Below are 24,616 nucleotides of genomic sequence, written 5' to 3' on the forward strand. Positions count from 1 at the left end.
ATAATAGTTTTAATTTATATTTAGGACTGAGCTGTATATCAGCCATGCGTCAGTAAGGTTCCATACATGGATGGGCGACGGTCACGGAAGACGCCCCATTGGCGGCGCTCGATAGCCAGCTTGTCCAAGTCAAAGGTGACGTTTATAAACTCATTTTTATCGGCATGCTTCTTGTAGTATCTCGCCGCGACCATCAGTGATAAAAGAGCCACCATAGAATTGTACTGTGCTGTCATGGCCTTGGTGCGTGATGGTTTCTGCGCCGATACGATTAGAAGCAACGACTGGCATTAGGTTGGCTGCTGCATGACCTTGCATACAACGCTGCCAATGTGCCTTTGAGTCGATGTCCAATGTTGGCTCATCGCCAATCGCGGTCGGGTAAAACAATATCTCTGCACCCATTAGCGCCATACTGCGCGCACATTCAGGGAACCACTGATCCCAGCAGATACCGACACCAATCTTGGCGTACTTGGTTTGCCAAACCTTAAAGCCAGTATCTCCAGGGGTAAAGTAAAATTTTTCGGCATAAGGAATGCCATCTGGTATATGAGTTTTACGATAAGTGCCCAGTATTTCGCCATCAGCATCGATTATGGTGACACTATTAAAAAAAGTATTACCTGATTTTTCATAAAAGCTGATGGGTAGTACCACTTCTAGCTCTTTAGCCAACTTTTTGAAATGTTGAATGGCAGTATTGTCTGCTACTGAGGTAGCAAGCTTAAAATAATCAAAATCATGGACTTGGCAGAAGTAAGGAGTCTCAAACAACTCTTGGAGCAAGATGATATTGGCACCAGCTTTGGCAGCTTGAGTGACCAAATCGGTAGCGGTATCAATATTTTGTTGTTTGTCCCAACTGCAAGTCATTTGGGTTGTAGCAACGGTTACGGTGCGCATAATCTAAATCCTTTTAGTAGCGAATACGAATAAGTAATGTCAAACAAAAAAAAGGTGTTGGACAGTTAGCAATGGGCAACTACTCATCAGTAATTGCCCATAATGTAACGAACGGTTTGGTAATAAGGCTAAGTTATACTTAAGCCATCATATAACCCAAAGCTAAGAAGGTCACGACGGACAGTACCGCACCGAGCATCGCATAGGGGAACTGCGTAAAGGCATGCCGCATGGGTGAACACCCTGTACCCTGCGCTGCTAGTAATGATGAATCACTAAAGAAGCACGCATGACTACCAAATGAAGAGGCAGACAACAACGCACCAATCATGAGGGGAGTGCTTACGCCAAGCGCCAACGAGATTGGAAATACAATCGGCATGGCAAGGACGTATAGACCCCAGCTTGATGAAGTTGCGAAGGTTAAGAAAGCCATGACAGCAAAAATCACCGCAGGGAAAATGATGATAGTCATATAAGGAGTGATGGAATCAATAACATAGGTGGTCATGCCTAGCTCATCATTGATGGCTTTTAGAAAGAATCCACCAACGACAGTTGATAGTGGATATAACATGACTTTAAAGCCTTTAAAAATGGCTTCAACTTGAGTCTCAAAGCTCAGAATGCCCTGTGCCCAATAGACAACAACGGTCACAAAACAAGTCAGTAATGCACCACGTAACAGATCAATCTCAAAATAAACGGTTGAAATAATCAGCAAAATCATTGGAAAAGCAAAGTTCATAATATTGGCTTTGAATGATAGTTTGCGTTTTGCTTTGACGTTTGAGACCAATTGCTCTTCTACGAACGCTTCAGGAACAGGGTTGCCAGCTTTGGCGCGAGCCTCAGCTTTCTTCATTGGGCCCCAATCACCTAAGATGCCGTAAGCCACTAGGAATACAATGATAAGTGCAAACCAAGCATAGGCCATAAAAGGAATGGCGCTGATATAAAGCCCAATGCCTTCACCGTCTCCAGCGACGCCGTTCTCTTCTAACAGACCAGCGAAGTATACCGCCCAAGTAGAGATAGGCACGATGATACACATCGGTGCTGCAGTTGAATCGACAATGTAGGCCAGCTTTTCGCGTGAGACGTTATATACGTCAGTCAGCTTTTTGACCGAGGTCGAAACTGCCAAGCAGTTCAAATAATCATCAATGAAAACGACAACACCCAAACCAAAAGTTGCTAGCAATGACTGCCGACGCGACTTGATGACTTTTTGTAGCCATTCACTAAAGCCGTCTAGACAGCCACTGATTTCAAGTAGCTGAATAAGACCACCCATCAAACCACAAACAAGGACAATCCAGATAATGGTTTCATTACCCAGTACCATCGACATGTTGTCAGCAAAAGGAGAAATCAGATCAAAGGGATTAAGCATGACTAGGCCGGCGACACAGCCGGCTATCATGGATTCAAATGGACGTCTAGAGATAATGGCAGTGACTAGTACCAGTAAGGTTGGTAGTAGTGATAGGGCGCCCCAAGACTCAGTACTATCGCGGCTAAGAGACATCCAGGTAAAAGCAAAATAAATAGCCACTGCGACTATTAGGGTTAAAAATACTCGCTTGTTATGATACTGATCTTTGACAGCATCAGTGAGTTTCATGTTCATAGTTACGCTCCCTGTAAAACTATAGTTTTTTTTAAGATTATTGCTTGATAGACAGTCACGGTTTGACTGTCTATCGAGCTATTAACAACAATCCATTGTTGTGAAGGCGTACTCTGACACCTATCCTCAAAGTAAAATCTCTATCTAATAAGCATGTTTCTAGGGCGTGTTTCTAATGAAATCCTCTCTAAATTTTTTAATAAAGCTGCGCAGCCACGCAGCGGGTAACAGGAAAGATTACATTCCCGTGCGATCTTTTAGCGCATACCACCATGAGCCCATCATAGAGTAAGGTACTCGCAAGGCGCGGCCACCTGGGAAAGGTATCCACGGAATCTTTGTAAAAGTATCAAACTCTGCCGTATTACCATTGATGGCGTCAGCTAATATTTGTCCAAATAAATGCGAGCCTGTCACGCCATGGCCACTATATCCGTGGGCGAAATAAACCCTGTCATGGAGTTTGCCCATTTGTGGTACGCGAGAAAAAGACAAGGCAAAGTTACCACTCCACGCATAGTCAATCTTGACGTCACGTAGCTCTGGGAAAATCTTATTCATATTGGGTCTGATTTTGGCAGTGATATCTGCTGGATCTTGACCGCCATAGACAGTGCCCCCGCCGAATAACATGCGCTTGTCTGCAGAGAGGCGATAATAATCAAGGATATAGCGCACATCCTCGACACAGACGTCAGTCGGAAGTAGCTGGTCTGCCAAGTCTCCTAGAGGCTCGGTGGCGATGATTTGAGTAGACACTGGCATCACCCGATCGGTCAGTTTTGGGATGACTTTATTCAGATAAGCGTTGCCACAAATGATGGCCTGCTTACATGTCACACTGCCAAACTCGGTGATGATTTTGATTGAGTCGTCAGCATATTCGACATCGACGACTAGCGTATTTTCATAAATAGTACCACCACCTTGCTCAACAGCAACAGCCTCGCCAAGCGCAAGATTTAGCGGATGAAAGTGCCCGCCTGAGTGATCTATGATTCCGCCCACATAGGCATCGGTTTTTATGTGCTCTTGAATGCCAGCTTTGTCTAGCATCTCTCGATCATGCATGCCGTGACTTTCCCACAGGGCATGGGTCTCTTGTAAGTCTTTTAACTGGCCATTATTCAAAGCGGCAAAGATGTTCTTTTCTTTGAGATCGCAGTCGATATTATAATCGCTAATAAAACGGCGAATAATCTTGCCACCGCGAGTGACTAATTGACCGACAAAGTCTGCATTGTCTTGTCCATAAGACTTTTTGATCTTTTGCAAACTTGCATTCAGACCGTTGACGATTTGACCGCCATTGCGACCGGATGCACCCCAACCGATTTGTGCGCCTTCAAGCACGACGACTTCATGATCCGTCTCGATTAGATGCAGCGCCGCTGATAGGCCGCTATATCCACCACCAACCACACAAATCTCAGCTTGGATATCATTCTCTAGGGTAGGTCTATCAGGCTTAGGGTTGCGACTGGCAGCATAATAGCTATCAGGGTATTGTCCTTTGTCTGAATAATGCGGAATATTGCGCTTGTTATTAGACTGGCGGCTTGGGCTCATAGGTGGTGTAGCATTGCTATTTGACATATTAAACATCCTGTAAATAGGTGAGGTACTCAAGATTGGTTACTTGTAAAGCAAAGCGTTTGGCTTCTTGCTTTTTGACGGCAGTTAATAGCTCAATCATCTCGGTTGGAAATAGTGAGTCGATTAAGTCGCTGTTTTCAAACTCACGAATGGCAGAGAGCCAGTCTAAAGGCAAGGTCTTAAGATTTGCTTCATCATAAGTAATGCTGTTGATTGGCTCAGGGGCTTCAAGCTTGTTTTCGATACCATACAGCATGCCTGCTAGTACAGCGCTACAGACCAAATAAGGGTTGGCATCTGCACCAGAGACACGATGCTCAATACGGCGCGCTTTGGTGTCACCACCAGGGATACGGACGGCAGCGGTGCGGTTTTCATAGCCCCATGAGACATTGTTGGGCGCAAGCGTACCAGGGGTAAACCGACGATAAGAATTGACATGTGGGGCAAACAATAGAGTGCAATCTGACATGGTGGCCAATAGACCAGCGACCGCATGACGTAGCATGTCTGATCCTGCTTCGGTCCCGTCATCAAAGACGTTGTTACTGTCTTTATCCAGTAGGCTACAGTGAACGTGAAAGCCGTTTCCTGATTGAGTGCCAAACGGTTTTGCCATAAAGGTGGCGGTTAGCTTGCGGCGTGCAGCCACAGATTTGACGACTTGTTTGAATAATATGGCATCGTCCGCAGCTTTTAAGGGGTCATCGACGTGCAGTAAGTTAATCTCGAATTGACCACAGCCGTTTTCGGCCAAAGCAGCATCAACAGGGATATCAAGTTTTTCGCACTGAGCATAAATCTCATCTAAAAACTCATCAAACTGTAATAAATCATTGATGCTTAGAATAGAGGTCTTATTGAGTCTAAGGCCGCTTTTTGGGCGGATAGGCGGTTTAGGAGTTTCGCCTTCGGTATAGTCAACCAGATAAAACTCAAGCTCTGTTGCCATGACAGGCGTGAGTCCAAGCTCTTTGAATCTTTTGCTGATGTAATCTAAAACATGTCTGGCGTCACCATAATAAGGCTCGTTGTCTTCGGTATACAGCCAAACGGGTAACAGAGATGAGGGTGAGCTGGTATTAAGGAGTGGATATGCTGCGCGCCCAGTAGGACGTGCAATGGCATCAATATCACCATTAGACTGTGAAGACTCAATGACATCTGCACCCCAGATATCGACACCTAAAATTGATAAAGGCAAGCGTACGCCGCCGCTTTCTGCTTTATCCATTTGGTTAAATGGGATGCGCTTACCACGAAGTAAGCCATTGATATCACCTGCTGCAATATATACATATTCGGTGTTGTTTGCAGATTCGACCATTCCATTGGTTGTCGTCATGTCTATTCTTCCTGTTGGTTTTCAGACTATTGGTTTTCTAACTTAAAAATTGGTTTTGCTAATTTTGATGCACGTTATTTAAAGTTGATGCCAAACTTGGAGTAAATACAGGGATTAAAAATGAAATAACTGACGAAGCTTCCATGATTGTCGTTACCGTCATTTAAAAATCGAAATCAGTATTTATGCCTTAATATCAAGCGCTTAACCTCGCTTGGTATTGTTATTTATCAACCTATTTGGTGTGCAGATTGTTTCTTTTGTGTTACTAATGACTTTCAATATATAAGTGAAATCTATATATGTCAATTATAATCTGAAATATTAAAAAGAAACTTAAAAAATGCCATTTTGACCTGTAACCGATAATAATGAGTTTTATAGTTTACATTCATTGATGGGTTATGATAGATTTTAGGCTAGTACAGATGCTCATAGCATCTGAAACCAGCGCATTATTTGAGTTTTTAACGTTCACTGTAACAATCAAGGAAGAATAATATGCAAAATCGTAGACCCATTATTGCCATTGTGTCCTGTCATAAGATGGTTGATGGCCAACCAGCACAAGCGGTATATCAAAAATATATCGATGCAGTACATTTTTATGGTGGCAACCCTATTTTGCTGCCAAATACCGCTGCCGAAGGTGAAAACTTTGACGCATTGATAGCAGTGGTAGATGGTATTTTGTTAACAGGCAGTTATAGTAATGTGGCACCAGCGCGTTATAACGCATCACATGTCGAAGAAAAAGAGGATTTGGGTCGTGATGAGTTGAGCTTTAAACTGTTAGCACACGCCAAAAACCATGACATTCCTTTACTGGCGATATGCCGCGGCTTGCAAGAGATGAATGTGTATTTTGCAGGCACACTACATCCAGATTGGCGTGAAGTAGAGGGGTTCTATGAGCCACACTTAGAAGACAGTAGTGCACCACTTGAAGTGCAGTATCAGCCAGTGCATGACGTTATCATCCAGCCTGATGGCCGGTTGCAGACCTTTGGTAATAAGTGGCACGTGAACTCTCTACATAAGCAAGCGATTAACAAGGTGGGTGAGGGGTTATTTGTCGAAGCGTTGGCGCCAGATGGATTGGTAGAAGCCATCAGCCTGCTAGAACATCCGTTTATGATTGGTGTACAATGGCATCCTGAGTTAAATTATGCACAAGATAACTTGTCCAAGTTTTTGTTCACGGAATTCATCCATTATGCCAGCCAAACCCAAGCGCAATAACGATATTTCTAATACTGACATCGACGATAGTAGCGACCATCAAGAGACTGAAGATAGCTGCATCGGCGATATCAGTATAGTAGACGAGAGTGAGTCTACCTCTAGCCCAGCACAGCAGGTATCTGCGGCGATTGAACTGGCAGAGGAAGATATCGGCAAAAAAATCAATCAGATGCGTCTTGATAAAGGCTACTCTCAGCGTAAGCTGGCAAGAATGGCAGGACTGACCAATACGGCGATCAGCTCTATCGAGCGCAACAAGGTGAGTCCTGCTATCAATACCTTGAAGGCCATTTTGCAGGTTCTTGATTCTGATTTGGCGACGTTTTTTAGTGATGAGTGGAAAGAGCGTAGGCCAAGAGTGGTCGTTACGCCAAAGGATTTGCTAGAGCTGAGTGAACCCAATAGTAAGGTGTCTCTGAAACAGGTGTATAACTGTAGTACCACAAAAAACTTAGGGTTTCTGATAGAGACGTATCAGCCAAACAGCTCAACAGAAGAGAAGATCACTCATGAAGGTGAGGAGATAGGGACGGTTATTGAGGGTAAAATTCTCATACGGATTGAAGACACTACTTATCTGCTAAATGAGGGTGATAGCTATGTGATTGATACCAATCATCCGCATACTTTCATCAATCCCACGGATGCGATAACGCGTATTGTCAGTGCCCATACGCCAACGACTTACTAGGGTGTGCCATCAATTAGAGCATTTATATTTTTACCCTCATAATCTCATTGATGACAGGCCCTAATACAGGTCTAATAAAAGCGAGCGATTGGTACTATTTATTTTGCTTATTTTTATTCTCTGTGTTTTTAAGATTTTCTTTTTTGACCAAACCGTCTGTTTTAGGCGGTTTTTCTATTTGTCGCTCTGAGATTTGAGGGCTTTTCTTCTTTAGATTAATGGGCTCGGTTTTGATGAGTCTATCAGTAGACTTTAGGTGTTTCTTGATTCTGCGTACTGAGTCCGCATCTGCTTGTGCCTGTTGCTGTGCTTGTGACTCATCGTAGAGGCTTTGATAGACGGCAAGGGTCTCTGTGATCATCTCACGCATGGTGAATTTATCAGTCATCTCAGGACGAGTAACGCTCTCCAACTGACTTTTGATCACTTTACACAAGGCTTGGGCATTATATTTTTTGACCAGACCTTGTGGATACAGAGGCTGTAAAATCTCACTGAACGCGGCTTGATCCCAGCCAACCACTGGCGTGCCCAGATGAATAGCTTGCAGCGCGTTGATACCGATCGATTCGGGTTGATTGGCAAGTGCCAGCACGATATTCGCTGCAGATAGCCACTCGCGCATGTCATTACGCTTTTGTCCAACGTAGGTAATGCGCTCAGACAGATCAAGCGTGTTGGTTCGTTGGCGAAAATCCTCATGTGCCACATCGCCATATCTCAGATCCTCATCCATGATAATGACGTGAATATTAGGAAACTGTTCTTGCAAATTCCCCAAAATATCAATCAACCATTCTTGTCCGTATTCGTTGCCAATAATAGTCGGAAAGACTAGCCATTTTTTGTGCTCAAGCTCAGGGTATTCTGCAAAAGTGCGCCGCAGCCAATACACTGAAGGATTATGCCGATACGGATAGCGGCGGGTATCGACACCGCGATAAATACGTTTGATCACTCTGTTACCGATACCCTCACGTTTCAGACCTTTTTCTAGGTAGTTTGTTACGCTGTCTGATACGGTAATGATGGTGTCGACATCGAGCAAGGCCTGTGAGTACTTATTAATCGAATAAAAGCCATACATGGTTGAGACCAGCTTTGGGCGAGGGTTGACCCGAGCACGGCGCAGCGCTAAGTGCAATATCCATGCAGGCGTGCGCGAATGCACATGAATAATGTCAGGGTTGTATTGCTCGATAAGGTGACGCAGTGGCGCTACTTGCAGGAGCGATAACCATGACTTTTTGTACATATGCAATTGATGATATATATTGCCATCACGCTCTAAGCGTTTGACCAGCTCATTATCATCATCAGCGCTAGAAACAATGATGGAGGTATGCTCATTTTTGACCAATGCGCGTCCAAGATGAAAAATACCACGTTCGGATTCATCATGCTTCAAAGACGACAGTAAGCGCATAACTTTCATAATAGCGTCGGCCACCGGTTAGTAATATCAAGTTGCTATTGTCAATTAAAAGCGCTCAAAACTCAACCTTGTAGCTTGATTGATTGTGACAAATAAATGAGGTCAGTCAACACTAACGTTTTTTTTGCAGATGCTCGGCATTTGGCAGCACTTGCTTTTCACTCAGGTATTTCCAATAGCGCTGCGGTAGATATTGCTTATACAAGCGCGGGTTTTTACGCTCTTTTATATTAACGTTGGTAAAATATCCTTGCCAGAATTTTTGATAGCGCTGCTCATCCGCGCTATGGATACTGGCAGGATTACGCAAGACGGCATCATCAAGGTCAGTGATAGTTTGCAAAGCAGCAGGACGCGATGGCGTGCTTTGGCTTTTGTCATAATAAATACCATAGCCACGGGTTACATCATAAATCGCCCAGTGCTGATCTTGGTAACGCTGACGAAAATGCTCGCCAATCAATGGCAATACATTAAAGTCAGGCTCAACGCGGGCAAAGTAGATATCATCAGTGGTATGTTCAAACCGCACAAACGCTTCCATGCGATGCTTCTCACGACCGACAGACTTGACCGTCTGTACCAGCTCCAGCACATCTAAATTACCCAAATCCTGCATAATATGGCGGCTAGGGTAGTCAATGGCGTACTTCACTACTTGAAATAAAGTGGTGCCGATGTTGTCTTTTTCAGATAAAAACCCCCAAAGCAAGTTACGCATACCTGAGCGACCTAATAGCTTATTCAACTTGGTTAGTACCCGTTCGGCTTTATCTTCATCAGTAGCAACACTCGTCGCCTCGGCTATTAGTGAGGGTACATAACAGTCCTGAGCGGTCAGCTGTAACGCTTCATCATCTTGTAATCGGTTCGCATAAATGTAAAATACGGCACTTAGCCAGCCTTCAAAACTCGGCTCGTAAAGCACAATACTGGGCGTTATATTTCCGACTGCAAAGGCATTGTTTGGCATCAATTGTGACATAAGATCCCCTTAAAATAACGCCAACTGGCCACTACGCTGATCTTTATATTTCGTCTGGGTCTGCGCCAGCACGTATTGGCGAAAGTTGTCACGGGTTAAATGCGCCAGATGCTCGTTTTTACCTGTAGTAGCGATGAAGTATTTGGCGCGATTGACCGCAGCACCCATTTTTTTTAGATGATAAAAGGTCAGCTGATTAAACTTACGTGCTTTTAATATTTTTTTAGCGGTCTTAGTGCCGATACCTGGGATGCGTACAATCATCTCATAAGAGGCGGTTTGAATATTGACGGGGAAGTGCTCGCGATGACGAATTGCCCAAGCCAGCTTTGGGTCACAGTCCAAATCCAAAAAGGGTGATGCTGGCTCTACAATTTCATGTGCGCCAAAACCATAAAAACGCATCAGCCAGTCGGCTTGATACAGACGGTTCTCACGTATCATGGGCACAGGCGTGCCAATCGCTGGCAAGCGACTATCGGACAGCATCGGTACGTAACCAGAGTAATAGACACGCTTGAGATCATACTGTTTATAGAAATGACTCGATAGCTGAATCACCTGCAAGTCGGTCTCATTACTGGCGCCCACTATCATCTGGCTGGTTTGCCCCGCTGGGGTGAATTTTGGTGCTTTTTTATGCGTTTTACGGCTTTCACGGATGGTAATTATTTCTTCTTTCACCGTCTCCATTGGTGCTTTTAATTGCTCATGCGACTTTTCTGGCGCGAGCAAAGCAAGTCCAGACTTGGTGGGAATCTCGATATTGACGCTAAGACGGTCTGCATAAAGCCCAGCTTCTAACAGCAATTCTTTTGAAGCGCCGGGGATGGTCTTTAGATGGATATAGCCATTGAAGCGCTCACGAGTACGCAGTATCTTTGCCACTTCCACCAAGCGCTCCATCGTGTAGTCGCCACTTTTGAAGATGCCTGAGCTGAGAAACAATCCTTCGATATAGTTGCGGCGATAAAACTGCATGGTTAGATCGACCACTTCCTCGACACTAAAAGCGGCACGCGGCGTGTCATTGCTTTTACGTGAGGTGCAGTATGCGCAGTCATAAATACAGTGATTGGTCAGCAGGATTTTCAGCAAGCTAACGCAGCGACCATCTTCGGTATAGCTGTGACAGATACCGGTTGCGGAGGCGTCACCGAGGCCACCGCCTTGGTTTTTGCGAGTGCTAGCAGAGGATGAGCAAGAGACATCATACTTAGCAGCATCCGCTAAGATATTGAGCTTGCCTTGTAATCGTTCATAATTGATGGTTGCCATAAGTGGTAGTTACAATCAGTTAATAGGGTATTATTTTAGCAAAATAACCGATAAGTCTTTGTATCTATAGGATAATTTATAAAATAACACGACAGATAGTGTCGCACTGTGGATACAGGGTTTTACTGGTAAGGAGTGATTAAACGACTGTATGACAAAGTAATGAAAAGCTATCACCAACTAAAAAAAGGTCTTGCCGACTAAATATTTAGCCCACAAGACCTTTTATCAACTTTAATATTTTTTGAGTTTCAACCTCAGTTTTATCTTTATTGAGCATTGGCACATACTACCAACTTGTTGAATGGTTTGATAGCTAGGATGTTTTTTGAATGTTCAACAGACCCTAGATATCGAAGTTAAGATCATAAAAGACTCCTTTAAAATAACAGCAAATGTCGCAGCCAAAAACAATAAAAAGCAGCAAGAAATAATGCTTGAATAAGAAAAAACCCCGTTAAATGACACGGTAAGGCATGCCAAATAACGAGGGTATTGAGTACTGATAACAGTTAAACTTAACTGTCACTAAAAATGCTTGTATCGCACCTGTTTTTATAAAAACGCGCGAAAACAGTCTGTCACGCTAGCCGTAAATCACTTTCATAATTTCATACTCGACCACGCCTTTTGGCGTTTCGATACGGGCTTCGTCACCTTCAGATTTACCGATAAGGCCGCGAGCGATAGGAGAGTTGACAGAGATTTTGCCAGCTTTAAAGTCGGCCTCATCATCACCAACGATCTGATAGCTTCTTTCTTCTTCAGTGTCCATGTTTTCGATAATGACGGAGACACCAAATACGATGCGCCCATCTTTGGGTAGCGTGGTTGGGTCGATCACCTGAGCAGCGCCAAGCTTGGCTTCGATATCACGGATACGAGCCTCACAAAATCCTTGCTGCTCACGAGCGGCGTGATATTCAGCATTTTCTTTTAAGTCGCCGTGTTCGCGTGCGTCAGCGATAGCCGCAGTAATGCGTGGACGGTCGATGGTTTTTAGCTGTTTTAATTCGGCTTCTAAAGCCGCGTGTCCTTGCGGAGTCATGGGGTAACGTTGCATGTTTTTTCCTTAAACCAATAACACCACACCACCTCCTACTGAATAGTGAGATGGTGTCAGCGTTGTTGCAATGGATATTAAATATAAAAAGAGTAATGGTTAAGACTGAATAATAAGTAAGTGAGCCATCATTTATGAGTGTGTCTCATCTCAATGCAAGAGTAGGCGCACTTAAGCTTACGTAATAAAAAGCATAGTCGCAGTTTAGCCACTATGCTTTTTAGGTCTATCATTTTAAAGATGTTGTCTTCGAGCATTATTTGATATAAACAAACAATGCTCAAAAAGGCTTTTAGGCGTGCCTAACGATTATGCTTAATCTACTGAAGTTATTCAACCAAGTCAATAGACTTTGCTTGCTCATGCAAATCTTGCAGCTTATACACATCAAACGGTAAGTCGATGGCATAAGATTTACAGACTGCATCAGCAGCACCTAAAGTAGTCACATAAAAGACTTTGCCTTGTAGCGCGCTACGGCGGATAGAGAATGAATCCTCTTGCGCCTGTTTGCCTTCAGTGGTGTTAATAATAAGGTCGATTTTACCATTTTTCAAGGCATCAACAATGTGTGGACGGCCTTCGGTGACTTTGTTAATCTGCTTACACTCAATACCATTATCACTCAATATTTTTTGTGTACCAGTGGTAGCAACGATATCAAAGCCAAAGTCGATGAGCTGACGGGCGATCGGAGCGACTTGCTCTTTATCGCTATCACGGACTGAGATAAAGACCGTTTTTGTCTCGCCTTCAGTTGGTAGGCCAGGCAAGCGCTCATTACTACCAATCACCGCTTTGTAAAATGCTTCGCCAAAGGTTTTACCCACGCCCATGACTTCACCGGTTGATTTCATCTCAGGGCTCAAGATAGGGTCAACACCTGGGAACTTGGCAAAGGGGAATACCGCTTCTTTGACTGCGTAAAACGAAGGAACAATCTCGGTCGTAAAGCCTTGGTCTTTTAGTGACATGCCAGCCATACAGCGAGCTGCCACTTGCGCCAATGACGTACCGATACATTTAGAGACAAACGGCACGGTACGCGCGGCACGAGGGTTGACCTCAAGAATATAAACGGTTTCACCTTTTACCGCGAACTGCACGTTCATCAGACCGACCACGCCAAGCTCTTTTGCCATGGCGACTGTTTGCGCACGCATCACATCACACAGCTCTTTAGAGAGTGAGTACGGTGGCAGTGAGCACGCAGAGTCACCAGAGTGCACGCCAGCTTGTTCGATATGCTGCATGATACCGCCAATCACAACGTCAGTACCGTCGCAGACACAATCCACATCGACTTCAATGGCATCATCCAAGAAGCGGTCAAGGAGTACGGGTGCTTCGTTAGATGCTTGTACCGCTGTGCGCAAGTAATGTCTTAGCTCATCTTCGTTATAGACGATTTCCATCGCGCGACCACCAAGTACATAAGAGGGGCGGGCAACCAATGGATAGCCAACGTCTTTGGCTTTGACCAAGCCATCTTCCAAGCTCGTCGCTAGGGCGTTTGATGGCTGGATAAGGTCTAATTGATGAATCATATGCTGGAAACGCTCACGGTCTTCAGCACGGTCAATTGCGTCTGGGCTGGTACCGATGATTTTCACGCCAGCAGATTCTAAAGCGCGCGCCAGTTTCAATGGAGTCTGACCACCGAACTGTACGATGACGCCATCAGGGTTTTCGATACGCACAATCTCTAACATGTCTTCTAAGGTGATTGGCTCAAAGTACAGACGGTCTGAAGTGTCATAGTCGGTTGAAACGGTTTCAGGGTTACAGTTGACCATGATGGTTTCATAACCATCTTCGCGCATAGCTAGGGCAGCGTGCACGCAGCAGTAGTCAAACTCGATACCTTGACCGATACGGTTAGGGCCGCCACCAATCACCATGATTTTTTTGTTATCTGTTGGGTTGGCTTCACATTCGCTGTCATACGTGGAGTACATATAAGCAGTGCTAGTGGCAAACTCTGCCGCACAAGTGTCCACACGTTTATAGACGGGATAAACACCCAAATCCCAGCGCTTTTTGCGCAGTTGCTTTTGGGAGACGCCAAGTAATTTTGCCAAACGCAGGTCCGATGAGCCTTTACGCTTAAAGCTACGTAGGTTCTGTTCGGTCAAACCGCCAAAGCCTAAGGTTTTGATTTGTGCTTCAGTATTGACGATATCTTCTATCTGTACCAAAAACCATGGGTCGATTTTGGTATAGTTAAAGACTTCATCGACGCTCATACCTAGGCGGAAAGCATCAGCGACATAATAGATGCGTTCAGGCGTAGGAATGGTCAGACGATTAATGACTTCAGAACGGGCTTTTTCAGCGCTCAGCTTGCCGTCTTTGATAGCGGCAAAATCAATCTGCTCGTCAAAGCCATCAGAGCCTGTTTCCATACCGCGTAGCGCTTTTTGCATGGATTCTTGGAAGTTACGGCCAATTGCCATGACTTCACCGACTGACTTCATTTGCGTTGATAGGATATTGTCTGCTTGTGGGAACTTTTCAAAGTTAAATCTTGGTATTTTGGTGACGACATAATCAAGCGCAGGCTCAAAGCTGGCTGGCGTTTTGCCACCAGTGATGTCATTTTGCAATTCATCTAGCGTATAACCAACCGCCAGTTTGGCCGCGATTTTGGCAATTGGGAAGCCAGTGGCTTTTGATGCCAACGCTGATGAGCGTGATACACGTGGGTTCATCTCGATAACGACCATGCGCCCAGTCTCAGGGTTGATACCGAACTGCACGTTTGAGCCGCCAGTTTCCACCCCAATCTCACGCAGTACCGCTAGCGATGCGTTACGCATGATTTGGTATTCTTTGTCGGTCAATGTTTGTGCTGGTGCGACGGTGATCGAATCGCCCGTGTGCACGCCCATTGGATCAAAGTTCTCAATCGCACAGATGATGATGCAGTTGTCGTTTTTGTCACGCACCACTTCCATCTCATATTCTTTCCAACCGATTAATGACTCATCGATAAGCAATTGATGGTTTGGTGATAAATCAAAGCCGCGCTCACAGATTTCGATAAACTCATCGCGGTTATAGGCAATACCGCCACCTGAGCCGCCCATGGTAAATGAGGGGCGAATGATACAGGGGTAGCCCATTTTTTCTTGCGTGGCAAAGGCCTCTTCCATAGTCTCAGCGGTTTCGGCACGTGGACACTCAAGGCCGATACGCTTCATGGCTTGGTCAAACAGCTCACGGTCTTCTGCCATTTCGATTGAATCTTTGGTCGCCCCAATCAGCTCACAGTTGTACTTGGTCAATACGCCATGCTTGTCTAAATCTAGCGCACAGTTCAGCGCCGTCTGTCCGCCCATGGTTGGCAAAATGGCATCAGGACGCTCTTTGGCAATGATTTGCTCAACCGTCTGCCATGTAATTGGCTCGATATACGTCGCGTCAGCCATGACAGGGTCGGTCATAATGGTCGCAGGGTTTGAGTTGACCAAGATGACGCGGTAGCCTTCTTCCTTTAGCGCTTTACACGCCTGCGCGCCTGAGTAGTCAAACTCACATGCTTGGCCGATGACGATAGGGCCTGCGCCAATGATAAGAATGCTTTTTATGTCGGTACGTTTTGGCATAGTTAGGGCTACCTTCGTTTGATTGATATTTTAATTGAAATGTTCAGTATGTTTTTTAACCGGTATAGATGTAGGCGCTGATAGTATTGATAATATTCTGATGACTGTCATTGATATCTGCGCCTTATGTGCTGATTGCAAGGTGAAAGCGCTATTCGCCTTAACCTTGCTAAATATCTCGTTACGCTTATGCAGACTTCGCCTTTTCCATCATCTCCGCAAACTTATCAAACAGCGCAGCAGACTCATGTGGACCTGGGCTGGCTTCTGGGTGACCTTGGAAGCTAAATACAGGCTTGCTGGTCAACTCGATGCCTTGGTTAGTGCCATCAAATAACGAGCGATGGGTAGATTTAATATGTTCAGGCAGCGAGTCTTCATCGACCGCAAAGCCATGGTTTTGACTGGTAATCATGACCTTGCTAGAAGCTAAGTCTTGTACTGGATGGTTGGCACCATGATGCCCTGTTTTCATTTTCAGGGTTTTTGCGCCGCTGGCAAGGGCAATGATTTGATGCCCCAAACAGATACCGAAAGTTGGGATGTCTGTTTGCTCAATGATATGACGGACGCTATCGATGGCATAATCACAGGCTGATGGATCGCCTGGACCATTGGATAAAAAGATACCGTCTGGATTCATTGCCAGTACATCTGCGATAGGCGTTTGCGCGGGTACAACCGTCACATGGCAGCCTCTATCTACTAGCAACCGTAGTAGATTGGTTTTTATACCAAAATCATAGGCCACAACATTGAATTTTTTGTCAATATGAGTACCTATCTGTTTGAAAAACCCGCCCGTGCCACTGTCATGGCTACCCACTGCATCACGGTTGAGTAGGGTATCTGATAACTCCCACGTACCTTCTGTCCATTCAAAAACAGTCGGAGTGCTACATTCTTTTGCCAAGTCCATGCCTTTGATACCAGCGAACTCTTGCGCCAGTTTGATGGCTTGTTGCTCATCGTTGCTGCTGATAGTCTCACCATTAGAGGCAGTCATGATACAACCGTTTTGATTGCCTTTTTCACGTAACAAACGCGTGAGCTGACGGGTGTCAATCTCAGCGATGGCGACAGTGTCATGGCGCTTTAGGTAATCGGTAAGAGGTTCAGAGTTGCGGAAGCTTGACGTGGACATGGTCGCATCACGAATGATAAGGCCTTCTGCCCAGATTTTATGGCTATTGCCAGATTCAGCGTCTTCAGCGTTGGTGCCGGTATTGCCAATGTGCGGATAGGTAAGGGTAACCAGCTGACGCGCATAGCTTGGGTCGGTTAGGATTTCTTGGTACCCTGTCATGGCTGTATTGAATACCACCTCACCGACACGATGACCGAGGCTACCGATACTCACACCGCGAAAAATAGTACCGTCTGCTAGTGCCAAAATTGCTTGTATATTTGCCGATGAATTCAAGGGTTGCCTCCGCTGTTGTTAGTGAGTGCCACTATGTTTTGTGAGTGAATGTGTCTGCCAAAAACAACCATTTATAGCTGCAAAAAAACGACTAAAATTAATCACTTAAGACAAAAATTTCCCACAAAAAAGCGAGAAGACATTATCGATGGAAACTACAAAACCCACTGGGTAGTGAATAGGTAACTTGCATCATGTCCGCTCGCTTAGGCACAGATTTTGCGCATTATATACAATATAGGCACAGATAGCCAGACGATTTTGTGGCTGCGGCGCAGTTATCACCCAGAAAGAACGAATACTCGTAGAGGTATAAAATACTTCAATGGCTTAGCAGTAATTGCTTACGTTAAGATGAACAAAACAGCCTAAGCAAGAAGTCAGGCTACTCTATCATCTGTAAAATCGATCAAACACCTTAAATCTAAAAACGTCTAGATTTTAAGAGTCGGCTTTGTCACAATGGGTGTCGTTATTTACTTAGCTTATCAGCCATAAGAGTGGCAAATACTACTTAGGAATGTTTACCACGACCTAATACAACAACTAATAAAATCACCAGTAAAACAAGGAATCGTTATGATTTATCAGTATTTAGACAAAGCACCTGAGTTTGCCGTACCATTCAAAGGTTGGGTGGCAGACACCGCACGAGTGATTGGTGATGTGTACTTAGGTCATCAAGCCAGCGTATGGTTTGGCGCGGTGATTCGCGGTGATAACGAGCGCATTCATATCGGTGACTATAGCAACGTGCAAGAGAATAGCGTCATTCATACCGATGCAGGCATTGAGGTCAAAATAGGTGATTATGTCACTATTGGACATCTAGCGATGCTCCATGGCTGCGAAGTCGGTGATAATAGCCTGATTGGGATTGGCGCTGTGGTGCTGAATAACGCCAAAATTGGTAAGAACTGTATCATTGGTGCCAAAGCCTTGGTCACTGAAGGTAAAGAGATTCCAGATAACTCGCTGGTCATGGGTGCTCCTGCAAAAGTCGTTAAGACCTTAACCGATGAGCAAGCGGCTATGTTGAAGCTGTCAGCGCTGCATTATGCGGAGCGTTGCCAAAAGTTTAAAACTGGTCTGGTAGAGATTGAGCAGCCAGAGTAACAGGGCTATAAAGGATTGGTAATAAGTGCTGGGGTTTATGGGCTTAAGTCTAAACGACTAGCATCATAATTAGCCAGATTAGGCCAAAGATGACAATGCCAATGACGATGCCACGAAAGACGTCATGGCGCACAGCATAGTCATCGATATAAGGGTGATGGTAGTCTGTATCGTCGCTACTCAAAGCGTTGACACTGTCTGCACCTGCGCTCTTACCGAAAATTAAGCCGATCAGTGCGCCTAGCGCTAACATAAAAGGCGCGAATAACCACAGCATCTCGCCATTACCAATATCCAGTATTGAACGAATAACTACAATAGCAAGATCTATGAGTAAACCAACGAAGCCATACATCAATCCATTTAGGAGTGCGTATATCACGCGATCCATCGGCGATTGATAAGCATCACCTAACTGCCGCCTTCTAATCTCTTTGATTGAGCGCGCAGGCCGACGAGGTCTTTTAACAGCAGAGGTTTTACCAATAGGTGGTTTCATACGGTATTCTTACTTTCTTATTAGGATTGAGTGCTATACAGCCCCTAGGCGCTCTAAAAGATTGGCATACCTATGTTAAGCTACCACAAATTTGCTCATTAAGCAGTAAAACTGTCGCGCAGTAATTTGCTGGTTTTTGCGCTTAAGTTTCATCACAAAGCGATTTATATCATTTCATAATCAAGGATAAGGTCTCAATATGCAGGCAACTCACTTACAAGTCGATAAAAAAGAACTGGCATTATTTGATTTGGATCATACGCTCCTAGATGTCGATAGTGACTATCTATGGGGCGAGTATATTGTCAAGCACGACCTCGTTGACGAAGCCGAATATCGTACTGCTAACCAGAAGTTTTATAACGACTACATCGAGGGTACGCTTGATGCGACTGAGTATAATGAGTTTGTGGCAGAGTTTTTGAGTAGCTTACCCATGCAGCGCCTGCATGAGCTGCGTGAAGACTATATCAACAGTGAAATCGAGCCACATATTCGTCCAAAGGCGTTATCTGTACTGCGTCAGCATATTGAACTCGGTCATCATGTCGTGATTATTTCGGCAACCAATGACTTTGTGGTATCAGCCATTGCTGAGCGTTTCGGGGTGGCTGCTGTCGATGTGTTATCGACGCCACTTGAAATAAAAGATGAGCGTTACACTGGCAAATTAACAGATAAGCCAAACTTCAAAGAGGGTAAGATTTATCATCTGAATAAATGGTTAGAGCAACGAAAATCTGAAGGGATGAGTTTTGATAAGACTTACGCTTATTCAGACTCCAAAAATGATATTCCATTACTGGAATGGGCAGATATTGCCATTTGTGTCTCACCTGATGATGCCCTGCATGCGCATGCATTGGCGCATCGTTGGGTGGTAGAAGACTGGTCAATTTAGTTTTTTAAAAGTCATTGCAAGGACAATTAGCCAACTATTTAGCGTCAATCTCATTTAAAATAGCGCAGTATGATTAACACACTCTAAAATAAGTACAGTGCTGCTAGGATTAATTTTTCGCAGCCTCTGTCGGCGTAGGCACAGCACGCAAGAGAAGTTGATACTAGCAGCACGTGACATAGAGCATGCCAGTTTTATTTAGGATTAACTATATTAGCCAGACACTTATTACTTTAGGAAAACTTATGGAAATCAATCCGTATCAAGACAGAATCAAAGATTTATCCGAGCGTGGACAGGACCTCAGGAGGTATCTTTGACTTCGATGGCAAGCAAGAACGCTTAGAAGAAGTCAATTTAGAACTGGAAAACCCTGAGCTGTGGAATGATCCAGAGCGTGCGACCAAGATTAATAAAGAAAAAAGCCATCTTGATAGTGTCATCGATGTGGTTGTCTCGCTTGAGACGACATTAGAAGATGCTGCTGCGATGCTTGATTTGGCGGTAGAGGCAGAAGATGAGTCGTTGCTGGCAGATGTGCAAGCAGAGCTGGACAGTGCTGAAGAGAGAGTTGCTGACTTAGAGTTTCGCCGTATGTTTAGTGGTGAGATGGATACAAATAACTGCTACTTGGACATTCAGTCAGGCAGTGGCGGTACCGAAGCGCAAGACTGGGCGGAGATGCTACTGCGTATGTACACGCGCTGGGCAGAGTCACATGGCTTTAAAGTTGAGGTGATTGAAGTTTCTTCTGGCGGGGTGGCGGGCATCAAATCGGCGACTATTGCTATCAAGGGCGATTATGCCTTTGGCTGGTTGCGTACCGAGATTGGCGTGCATCGCCTAGTGCGTAAGTCACCGTTTGATAGCAATCATGGTCGTCATACGTCATTTGCTGCGGTATTTGTCTCGCCTGAGATCGATGATGATGTCGAGATTGATATCAATCCTGCCGATTTGCGTATCGATACCTATCGCTCATCTGGTGCCGGTGGTCAGCACGTCAATACTACCGATTCGGCTGTGCGAATCACTCACGAACCAACTGGTGTCGTAGTGGCCTGTCAAAATGAACGCAGCCAGCATGGTAACAAAGCCACCGCTATGAAAATGCTACGCGCCAAGCTTTATGAGCTTGAGATGCAAAAACGCATGGAAAAACAACAAGTAGTTGAAGATAATAAGTCTGATATTGGTTGGGGCAGCCAAATCCGCTCTTACGTGCTCGATGACGCGCGTATCAAAGATTTGCGCACTGGCGTTGAAACCTCAAATACCAGTGCTGTACTGGACGGTGATCTTGATCAATTCATTGAAGCAAGTCTAAAAGCGGGACTGTAAAAAATTTATAGGATTTAAAGAAACCAGAAATTAAACAAAGCTACTTAAGGAAAAGCCATGTTAAGTGTAAATAACTATTTTGATGACAAAGTAACTTCTATTGCCTTCCAAACGGCGACCAAGCCCGCGACTGTCGGTGTCATGAGTATCGGTGAGTATGAGTTTGGCACCAGTGAGTTTGAGACCATGACTGTGGTCAGCGGTGCATTAACCGTTAAACTGCCAGACAGTAATGACTGGCAAACCTTTAATGCTGGCGAGTCATTTACCATCGAAGCTAACCAGAAGTTTAATGTCAAAGTGGAAGTAGAGACGGCTTATTTATGTACTTATGGTAAATAATCGCTTTTAATCAATGCGTATTAGATAAATTAACGCCAAGTGTTTGACGCTTGGCGTTTTTTTATGGTGGTTTATTAAGCTAGGTTTTACACAGCATTACACTTTATCTGTGGCAAGCAAACAGCAAAAACTGCCGCAGTTATTTATGCTAAAACGATAACTTTTAACAGGCGTACTATTTTATGACAAAAGCAAACCAGCAGCTGATTAAAGAGGATTTGCGTCATGACTATGAACGTCTGGCACGCCGTGCCAACTTGCGCTATGTCAGTGACAATGAGCCAGGTTATGAGCGCAGACGTTGGGGTCGCGGATTTACCTATCGCGATGCGACTGGCAAAACAGTAAAGGACAAAGCGCTGCGTAAGCGCTTTGATGCCTTGGTGATACCACCGATGTGGTCAGAGGTCTGGATATGCCAAGATGACAAAGGCCATCTGCAATCGACAGGTCGCGATGATAAGGCGCGTAAGCAGTATTTGTATCATCCAGAGTGGGATCGCATACGTGACCAAGCCAAGTTTGATGCCATGATAGGTTTTGCGACCGCATTGCCAAGTCTACGCGCGCAAGTCGAAAAAGACTTAGAGGCTGAGTCATTGTCGCGTGAAAACGTATTGGCTGCAATCGTCAAATTGCTTGAGACGACCTTGATTCGTATTGGCAACAGCCGCTATGCCAAGCTGAATAAAAGCTATGGGCTAAGTACGTTACGTAGTAAGCATGTCAGTGAAACAGACAATGGACTGGCGTTTGATTTTGTCGGAAAAAGTGCCAAAGAGCATCACATTAAATTGCAAGACGAGCGTTTAATTGACATTGTGCAGGCCTGTAGTGAGCTGCCTGGTTATCAGGTTTTTAAATACTTCGATGACAACGGTGACAAACAGGTCGTGGATAGTGCTGATATCAATGATTATCTGCGCACACATACTTGCGGTAATGAGTGTGAAAGCAAAATGTACAGCGCAAAGGACTTTCGCACATGGATGGCGAGTGTGCTTGCTGCCAGCTATCTGTATGATGAGCTGCAAACCTCGGCAGGCAAGGAAGTTTTGGCAAGTGAGCCTGATAGTGATGAGCGGCAGCAACTGGTGACTGATATGGTCAAAGAGGTGGCAGATGAGCTGGGCAATACACCGGCAGTGTGCCGAGCTTCCTATATCCATCCCATTATTATTGAGCGGTTTTTAGCGGGGCAATTCTTTGAGCCATACAAACACGGCCGCCGTGGACGCACAAAACAACATCAAAGCATGGATGAAAAGGCGTTACTTAGATTTTTAAGCACTGTGAAATAATACTCCAAAGTAGAACTTTATCAGCCAAAGAAACCATAAATCTATAAAAATGATACGTTACGTATTGAAATAAACATAGAAGTGCGTTACTAATAGGGTATCTTAAATATAAGAATACCAAACGGTCCATAGGATATGACTGCTTTTCTATTAAAACCAGTAGATAACAGGTTTTTCCAGTGACTGTTTATCTCTCAATTGCTAAAGGATTAGCTCATGACTCTCTCATCTTCAAACATCCCTTCATCTGAAAGCACGCTTACAAGCTACGCCGATTACTACAATAACTTCGATAAAAACGCCCTACTGAAAGAAATCTTTGGTGCGCATTTAGACGATCGTCTCAATGCCTATATGGCCTGCTGTGGACGTCATGTGCGAGATGGCGACGCTGATACTATTGCTTTGGTACATGAAGATACCTCAGGCACTGTGACACGCATGAGCTTCGGTGAGCTGGACAAAGCAAGCGCACAGGTAGCGAATCTACTGCTGTTTTATGGGGTACAGGCTGGCGATCAAGTATCGACCATGCTGCCGCGTACGCCTGAGCTATTGACCATTGTATTAGCAGCTTGGCGGATTGGGGCAGTGTATCAACCGTTATTTACCGCTTTTGGCTATGATTCGATTAAGTACCGGATGGATAAAGCCAATACAAAAGTGGTTTTCACCAATCAAGAAAACCGCAGTAAGTTTGCAGACTTAGCGCAGCAGACAAAAATGGTATTGATAGGCAGTCAAGATGAGTCTCAAGTCTGGGGTGATGATAATTATGCCAATAAAAAGGCTCTACAGTCTCAGGAGTGTGCTCCAGTATTGTTAGACAGTGATGCGCCATTCTTACAAATGTTTACCTCAGGGACAGTCGGCAAGTCCAAAGGGGTGAGTGTGCCATTAGCAGCGCTGTCAGCTTTTTATCTATATATGCGCTATGCCATTGACCTGTGCGCAGATGATAACTATTGGAACATGGCAGATCCAGGCTGGGCATATGGCTTGTATTATGCGATTACTGGACCTCTATTATTAGGTATCACCACTTATTTCAATGAAGCGGGTTTTGATGCCACCAATACGCGCGATTTTATGGTGCGTCATAAGATTACCAACTTAGCCTCTTCACCAACGGCATTTCGTATGATGAAGTCTAGCGGTGTCTTTAAAGAGATTTCTGAAAATAATCCTTCGAAATTATCATTACGCTGTGCCAACTCAGCAGGTGAAACTTTGAATACGGAAGTAGTAAGCTGGGTGGAGAGCCATTTAGGCTGCCGAGTCTGTGATCAGTATGGACAGACAGAGACTGGCATGACTTGCTGTGAGCATCATGCGCTAACGCATAAGTGTCCAGTAGGCTCGATGGGTATGCCGCTACCAGGACATACCCTCGTGGTATTAGATGATGACATGCAAGTATTGCCTGATGGCGAGCAAGGGCAGTTGGCAGTGGTGGTCAGTCAGTCGCCAGCGTTTTACTTCCGTGGTTATAGCTGGAATGAAAAACAAGCCTTCGCTGATGATTATTATCTGACAGGTGATGTGGTCGAGCGTCACAGTGACGGTACTTATTGGTTCTCAGGGCGTGACGATGACATCATTACGACCGCAGGTTATCGTGTTGGGCCAACCGATGTCGAAAACACCGTGTTAGAGCACGAGGCGGTTGCAGAGTCGGCTGCAGTAGGTGTACCTGATGAGATACGCGGGCATAATATTAAGTCGTTTGTGGTACTAAAAGAGGGTGTTGCAGGCAGTGATGAGATTGCGCAGCAGATTAAAGACTTGGTACGCGAGCGTTTAGCAAAACATGCCTATCCACGCGAGATTGAGTTTGTTGCAGCATTACCAAAAACGCCAAGTGGTAAGATTCAACGCTTTTTGCTACGTAGTCTGTCTGCTGAATAA

20 protein-coding genes are annotated in these 24,616 nt (G+C 44.8%); 8 read left to right on the top strand and 12 right to left on the bottom strand.

What is annotated here, in order from left to right; genetic code table 11:
* Window positions 1-38: 38 nt before the first annotated feature.
* The 5 genes from JMX03_RS15400 to JMX03_RS05925 form a co-directional block, all read right to left on the bottom strand.
* Window positions 39-215: a carbon-nitrogen hydrolase family protein gene (locus JMX03_RS15400; RefSeq protein ID WP_265090501.1), complete on the bottom strand. Its 177-nt coding sequence runs from the start codon at window positions 213-215 to the stop codon at window positions 39-41.
* Window positions 157-906, bottom strand: a complete 750-nt coding sequence (locus JMX03_RS05910; RefSeq protein WP_265090454.1) for a nitrilase-related carbon-nitrogen hydrolase — start codon at window positions 904-906, stop codon at window positions 157-159. Before JMX03_RS05910 ends, JMX03_RS15400 begins: the two co-directional genes overlap by 59 nt.
* 139 nt (window positions 907-1,045) lie before the next feature.
* Window positions 1,046-2,539: a Na+/H+ antiporter NhaC family protein gene (locus JMX03_RS05915; RefSeq protein ID WP_201595183.1), complete on the bottom strand. Its 1,494-nt coding sequence runs from the start codon at window positions 2,537-2,539 to the stop codon at window positions 1,046-1,048.
* 237 nt (window positions 2,540-2,776) lie between these two features.
* Complete coding sequence (locus JMX03_RS05920; protein WP_227677755.1) at window positions 2,777-4,135, bottom strand: NAD(P)/FAD-dependent oxidoreductase; 1,359 nt, start codon at window positions 4,133-4,135, stop codon at window positions 2,777-2,779.
* A gap of 1 nt (window position 4,136) precedes the next feature.
* The gene (locus JMX03_RS05925) at window positions 4,137-5,480 is read right to left on the bottom strand and encodes a glutamine synthetase family protein (RefSeq protein ID WP_201595185.1); all 1,344 of its coding nucleotides are present in this window, start codon (window positions 5,478-5,480) and stop codon (window positions 4,137-4,139) included.
* Between the two features lie 501 nt (window positions 5,481-5,981).
* Between JMX03_RS05925 and JMX03_RS05930 the strand changes: the two genes are divergently transcribed.
* Both JMX03_RS05930 and JMX03_RS05935 read left to right on the top strand, forming a co-directional pair.
* On the top strand, window positions 5,982-6,722 hold the full coding sequence (locus JMX03_RS05930) for a gamma-glutamyl-gamma-aminobutyrate hydrolase family protein (RefSeq protein WP_201595187.1): 741 nt from the start codon (window positions 5,982-5,984) through the stop codon (window positions 6,720-6,722).
* Window positions 6,697-7,416, top strand: a complete 720-nt coding sequence (locus tag JMX03_RS05935) for a cupin domain-containing protein (RefSeq protein WP_201595189.1) — start codon at window positions 6,697-6,699, stop codon at window positions 7,414-7,416. The genes JMX03_RS05930 and JMX03_RS05935 overlap by 26 nt, the downstream gene beginning before the upstream one ends.
* Before the next feature lie 94 nt (window positions 7,417-7,510).
* Here JMX03_RS05935 and JMX03_RS05940 read toward each other — a convergent pair whose 3' ends face one another.
* From JMX03_RS05940 to carA, 6 genes are all read right to left on the bottom strand, one after another.
* A complete protein-coding gene (locus tag JMX03_RS05940; protein WP_201574998.1) occupies window positions 7,511-8,851 on the bottom strand; it encodes a glycosyltransferase in 1,341 nt (446 codons plus the stop codon).
* A gap of 112 nt (window positions 8,852-8,963) precedes the next feature.
* The gene (locus JMX03_RS05945; RefSeq protein WP_201595191.1) at window positions 8,964-9,836 is read right to left on the bottom strand and encodes a TIGR03915 family putative DNA repair protein; all 873 of its coding nucleotides are present in this window, start codon (window positions 9,834-9,836) and stop codon (window positions 8,964-8,966) included.
* A gap of 9 nt (window positions 9,837-9,845) precedes the next feature.
* Window positions 9,846-11,114, bottom strand: a complete 1,269-nt coding sequence (locus JMX03_RS05950) for a putative DNA modification/repair radical SAM protein (protein WP_201595193.1) — start codon at window positions 11,112-11,114, stop codon at window positions 9,846-9,848.
* A 586-nt stretch (window positions 11,115-11,700) separates the two neighbouring features.
* Window positions 11,701-12,177, bottom strand: coding sequence for a transcription elongation factor GreA (greA, locus tag JMX03_RS05955; protein ID WP_201574995.1), 477 nt, complete (start codon window positions 12,175-12,177; stop codon window positions 11,701-11,703).
* Between the two features lie 329 nt (window positions 12,178-12,506).
* Window positions 12,507-15,785, bottom strand: a complete 3,279-nt coding sequence (gene carB / locus JMX03_RS05960) for a carbamoyl-phosphate synthase large subunit (RefSeq protein ID WP_201595194.1) — start codon at window positions 15,783-15,785, stop codon at window positions 12,507-12,509.
* A 187-nt stretch (window positions 15,786-15,972) separates the two neighbouring features.
* Window positions 15,973-17,208: a glutamine-hydrolyzing carbamoyl-phosphate synthase small subunit gene (carA, locus tag JMX03_RS05965; protein ID WP_201595196.1), complete on the bottom strand. Its 1,236-nt coding sequence runs from the start codon at window positions 17,206-17,208 to the stop codon at window positions 15,973-15,975.
* Window positions 17,209-17,787: 579 nt separating this feature from the next.
* On the opposite strand from carA, the gene JMX03_RS05970 reads away from it, so the two are divergent.
* Window positions 17,788-18,324: a gamma carbonic anhydrase family protein gene (locus JMX03_RS05970; protein WP_201595198.1), complete on the top strand. Its 537-nt coding sequence runs from the start codon at window positions 17,788-17,790 to the stop codon at window positions 18,322-18,324.
* A 49-nt stretch (window positions 18,325-18,373) separates the two neighbouring features.
* Here the strand turns inward: JMX03_RS05970 and JMX03_RS05975 are convergent, their stop codons facing one another.
* A complete protein-coding gene (locus JMX03_RS05975; protein ID WP_201595200.1) occupies window positions 18,374-18,823 on the bottom strand; it encodes a hypothetical protein in 450 nt (149 codons plus the stop codon).
* A 199-nt stretch (window positions 18,824-19,022) separates the two neighbouring features.
* Here JMX03_RS05975 and JMX03_RS05980 point away from each other — a divergent pair, with 199 nt between their 5' ends.
* From JMX03_RS05980 to JMX03_RS06000, 5 genes are all read left to right on the top strand, one after another.
* Window positions 19,023-19,724, top strand: coding sequence for an HAD family hydrolase (locus JMX03_RS05980; protein ID WP_201595202.1), 702 nt, complete (start codon window positions 19,023-19,025; stop codon window positions 19,722-19,724).
* Window positions 19,725-19,969: 245 nt separating this feature from the next.
* Window positions 19,970-21,065, top strand: a protein-coding gene (prfB, locus tag JMX03_RS05985; RefSeq protein WP_201595204.1) for a peptide chain release factor 2 whose coding sequence is annotated in 2 segments (ribosomal slippage) — window positions 19,970-20,041 and window positions 20,043-21,065 — 1,095 coding nt in all. Because the reading frame shifts where the segments join, the coding sequence is not laid out codon by codon here.
* Between the two features lie 57 nt (window positions 21,066-21,122).
* Entirely contained in the window at window positions 21,123-21,407 is a 285-nt protein-coding gene (gene ppnP / locus JMX03_RS05990) for a pyrimidine/purine nucleoside phosphorylase (protein WP_201574988.1), read from the top strand.
* Window positions 21,408-21,589: 182 nt separating this feature from the next.
* Window positions 21,590-22,708 carry a DNA topoisomerase IB gene (locus JMX03_RS05995; protein WP_201595206.1) on the top strand — a complete coding sequence of 373 codons (1,119 nt, stop codon included), beginning with the start codon at window positions 21,590-21,592 and terminating at the stop codon, window positions 22,706-22,708.
* A 216-nt stretch (window positions 22,709-22,924) separates the two neighbouring features.
* Window positions 22,925-24,616: an AMP-binding protein gene (locus JMX03_RS06000; protein WP_201595208.1), complete on the top strand. Its 1,692-nt coding sequence runs from the start codon at window positions 22,925-22,927 to the stop codon at window positions 24,614-24,616.

The organism is Psychrobacter fulvigenes (assembly GCF_904846155.1).
GTDB lineage: Bacteria > Pseudomonadota > Gammaproteobacteria > Pseudomonadales > Moraxellaceae > Psychrobacter > Psychrobacter fulvigenes.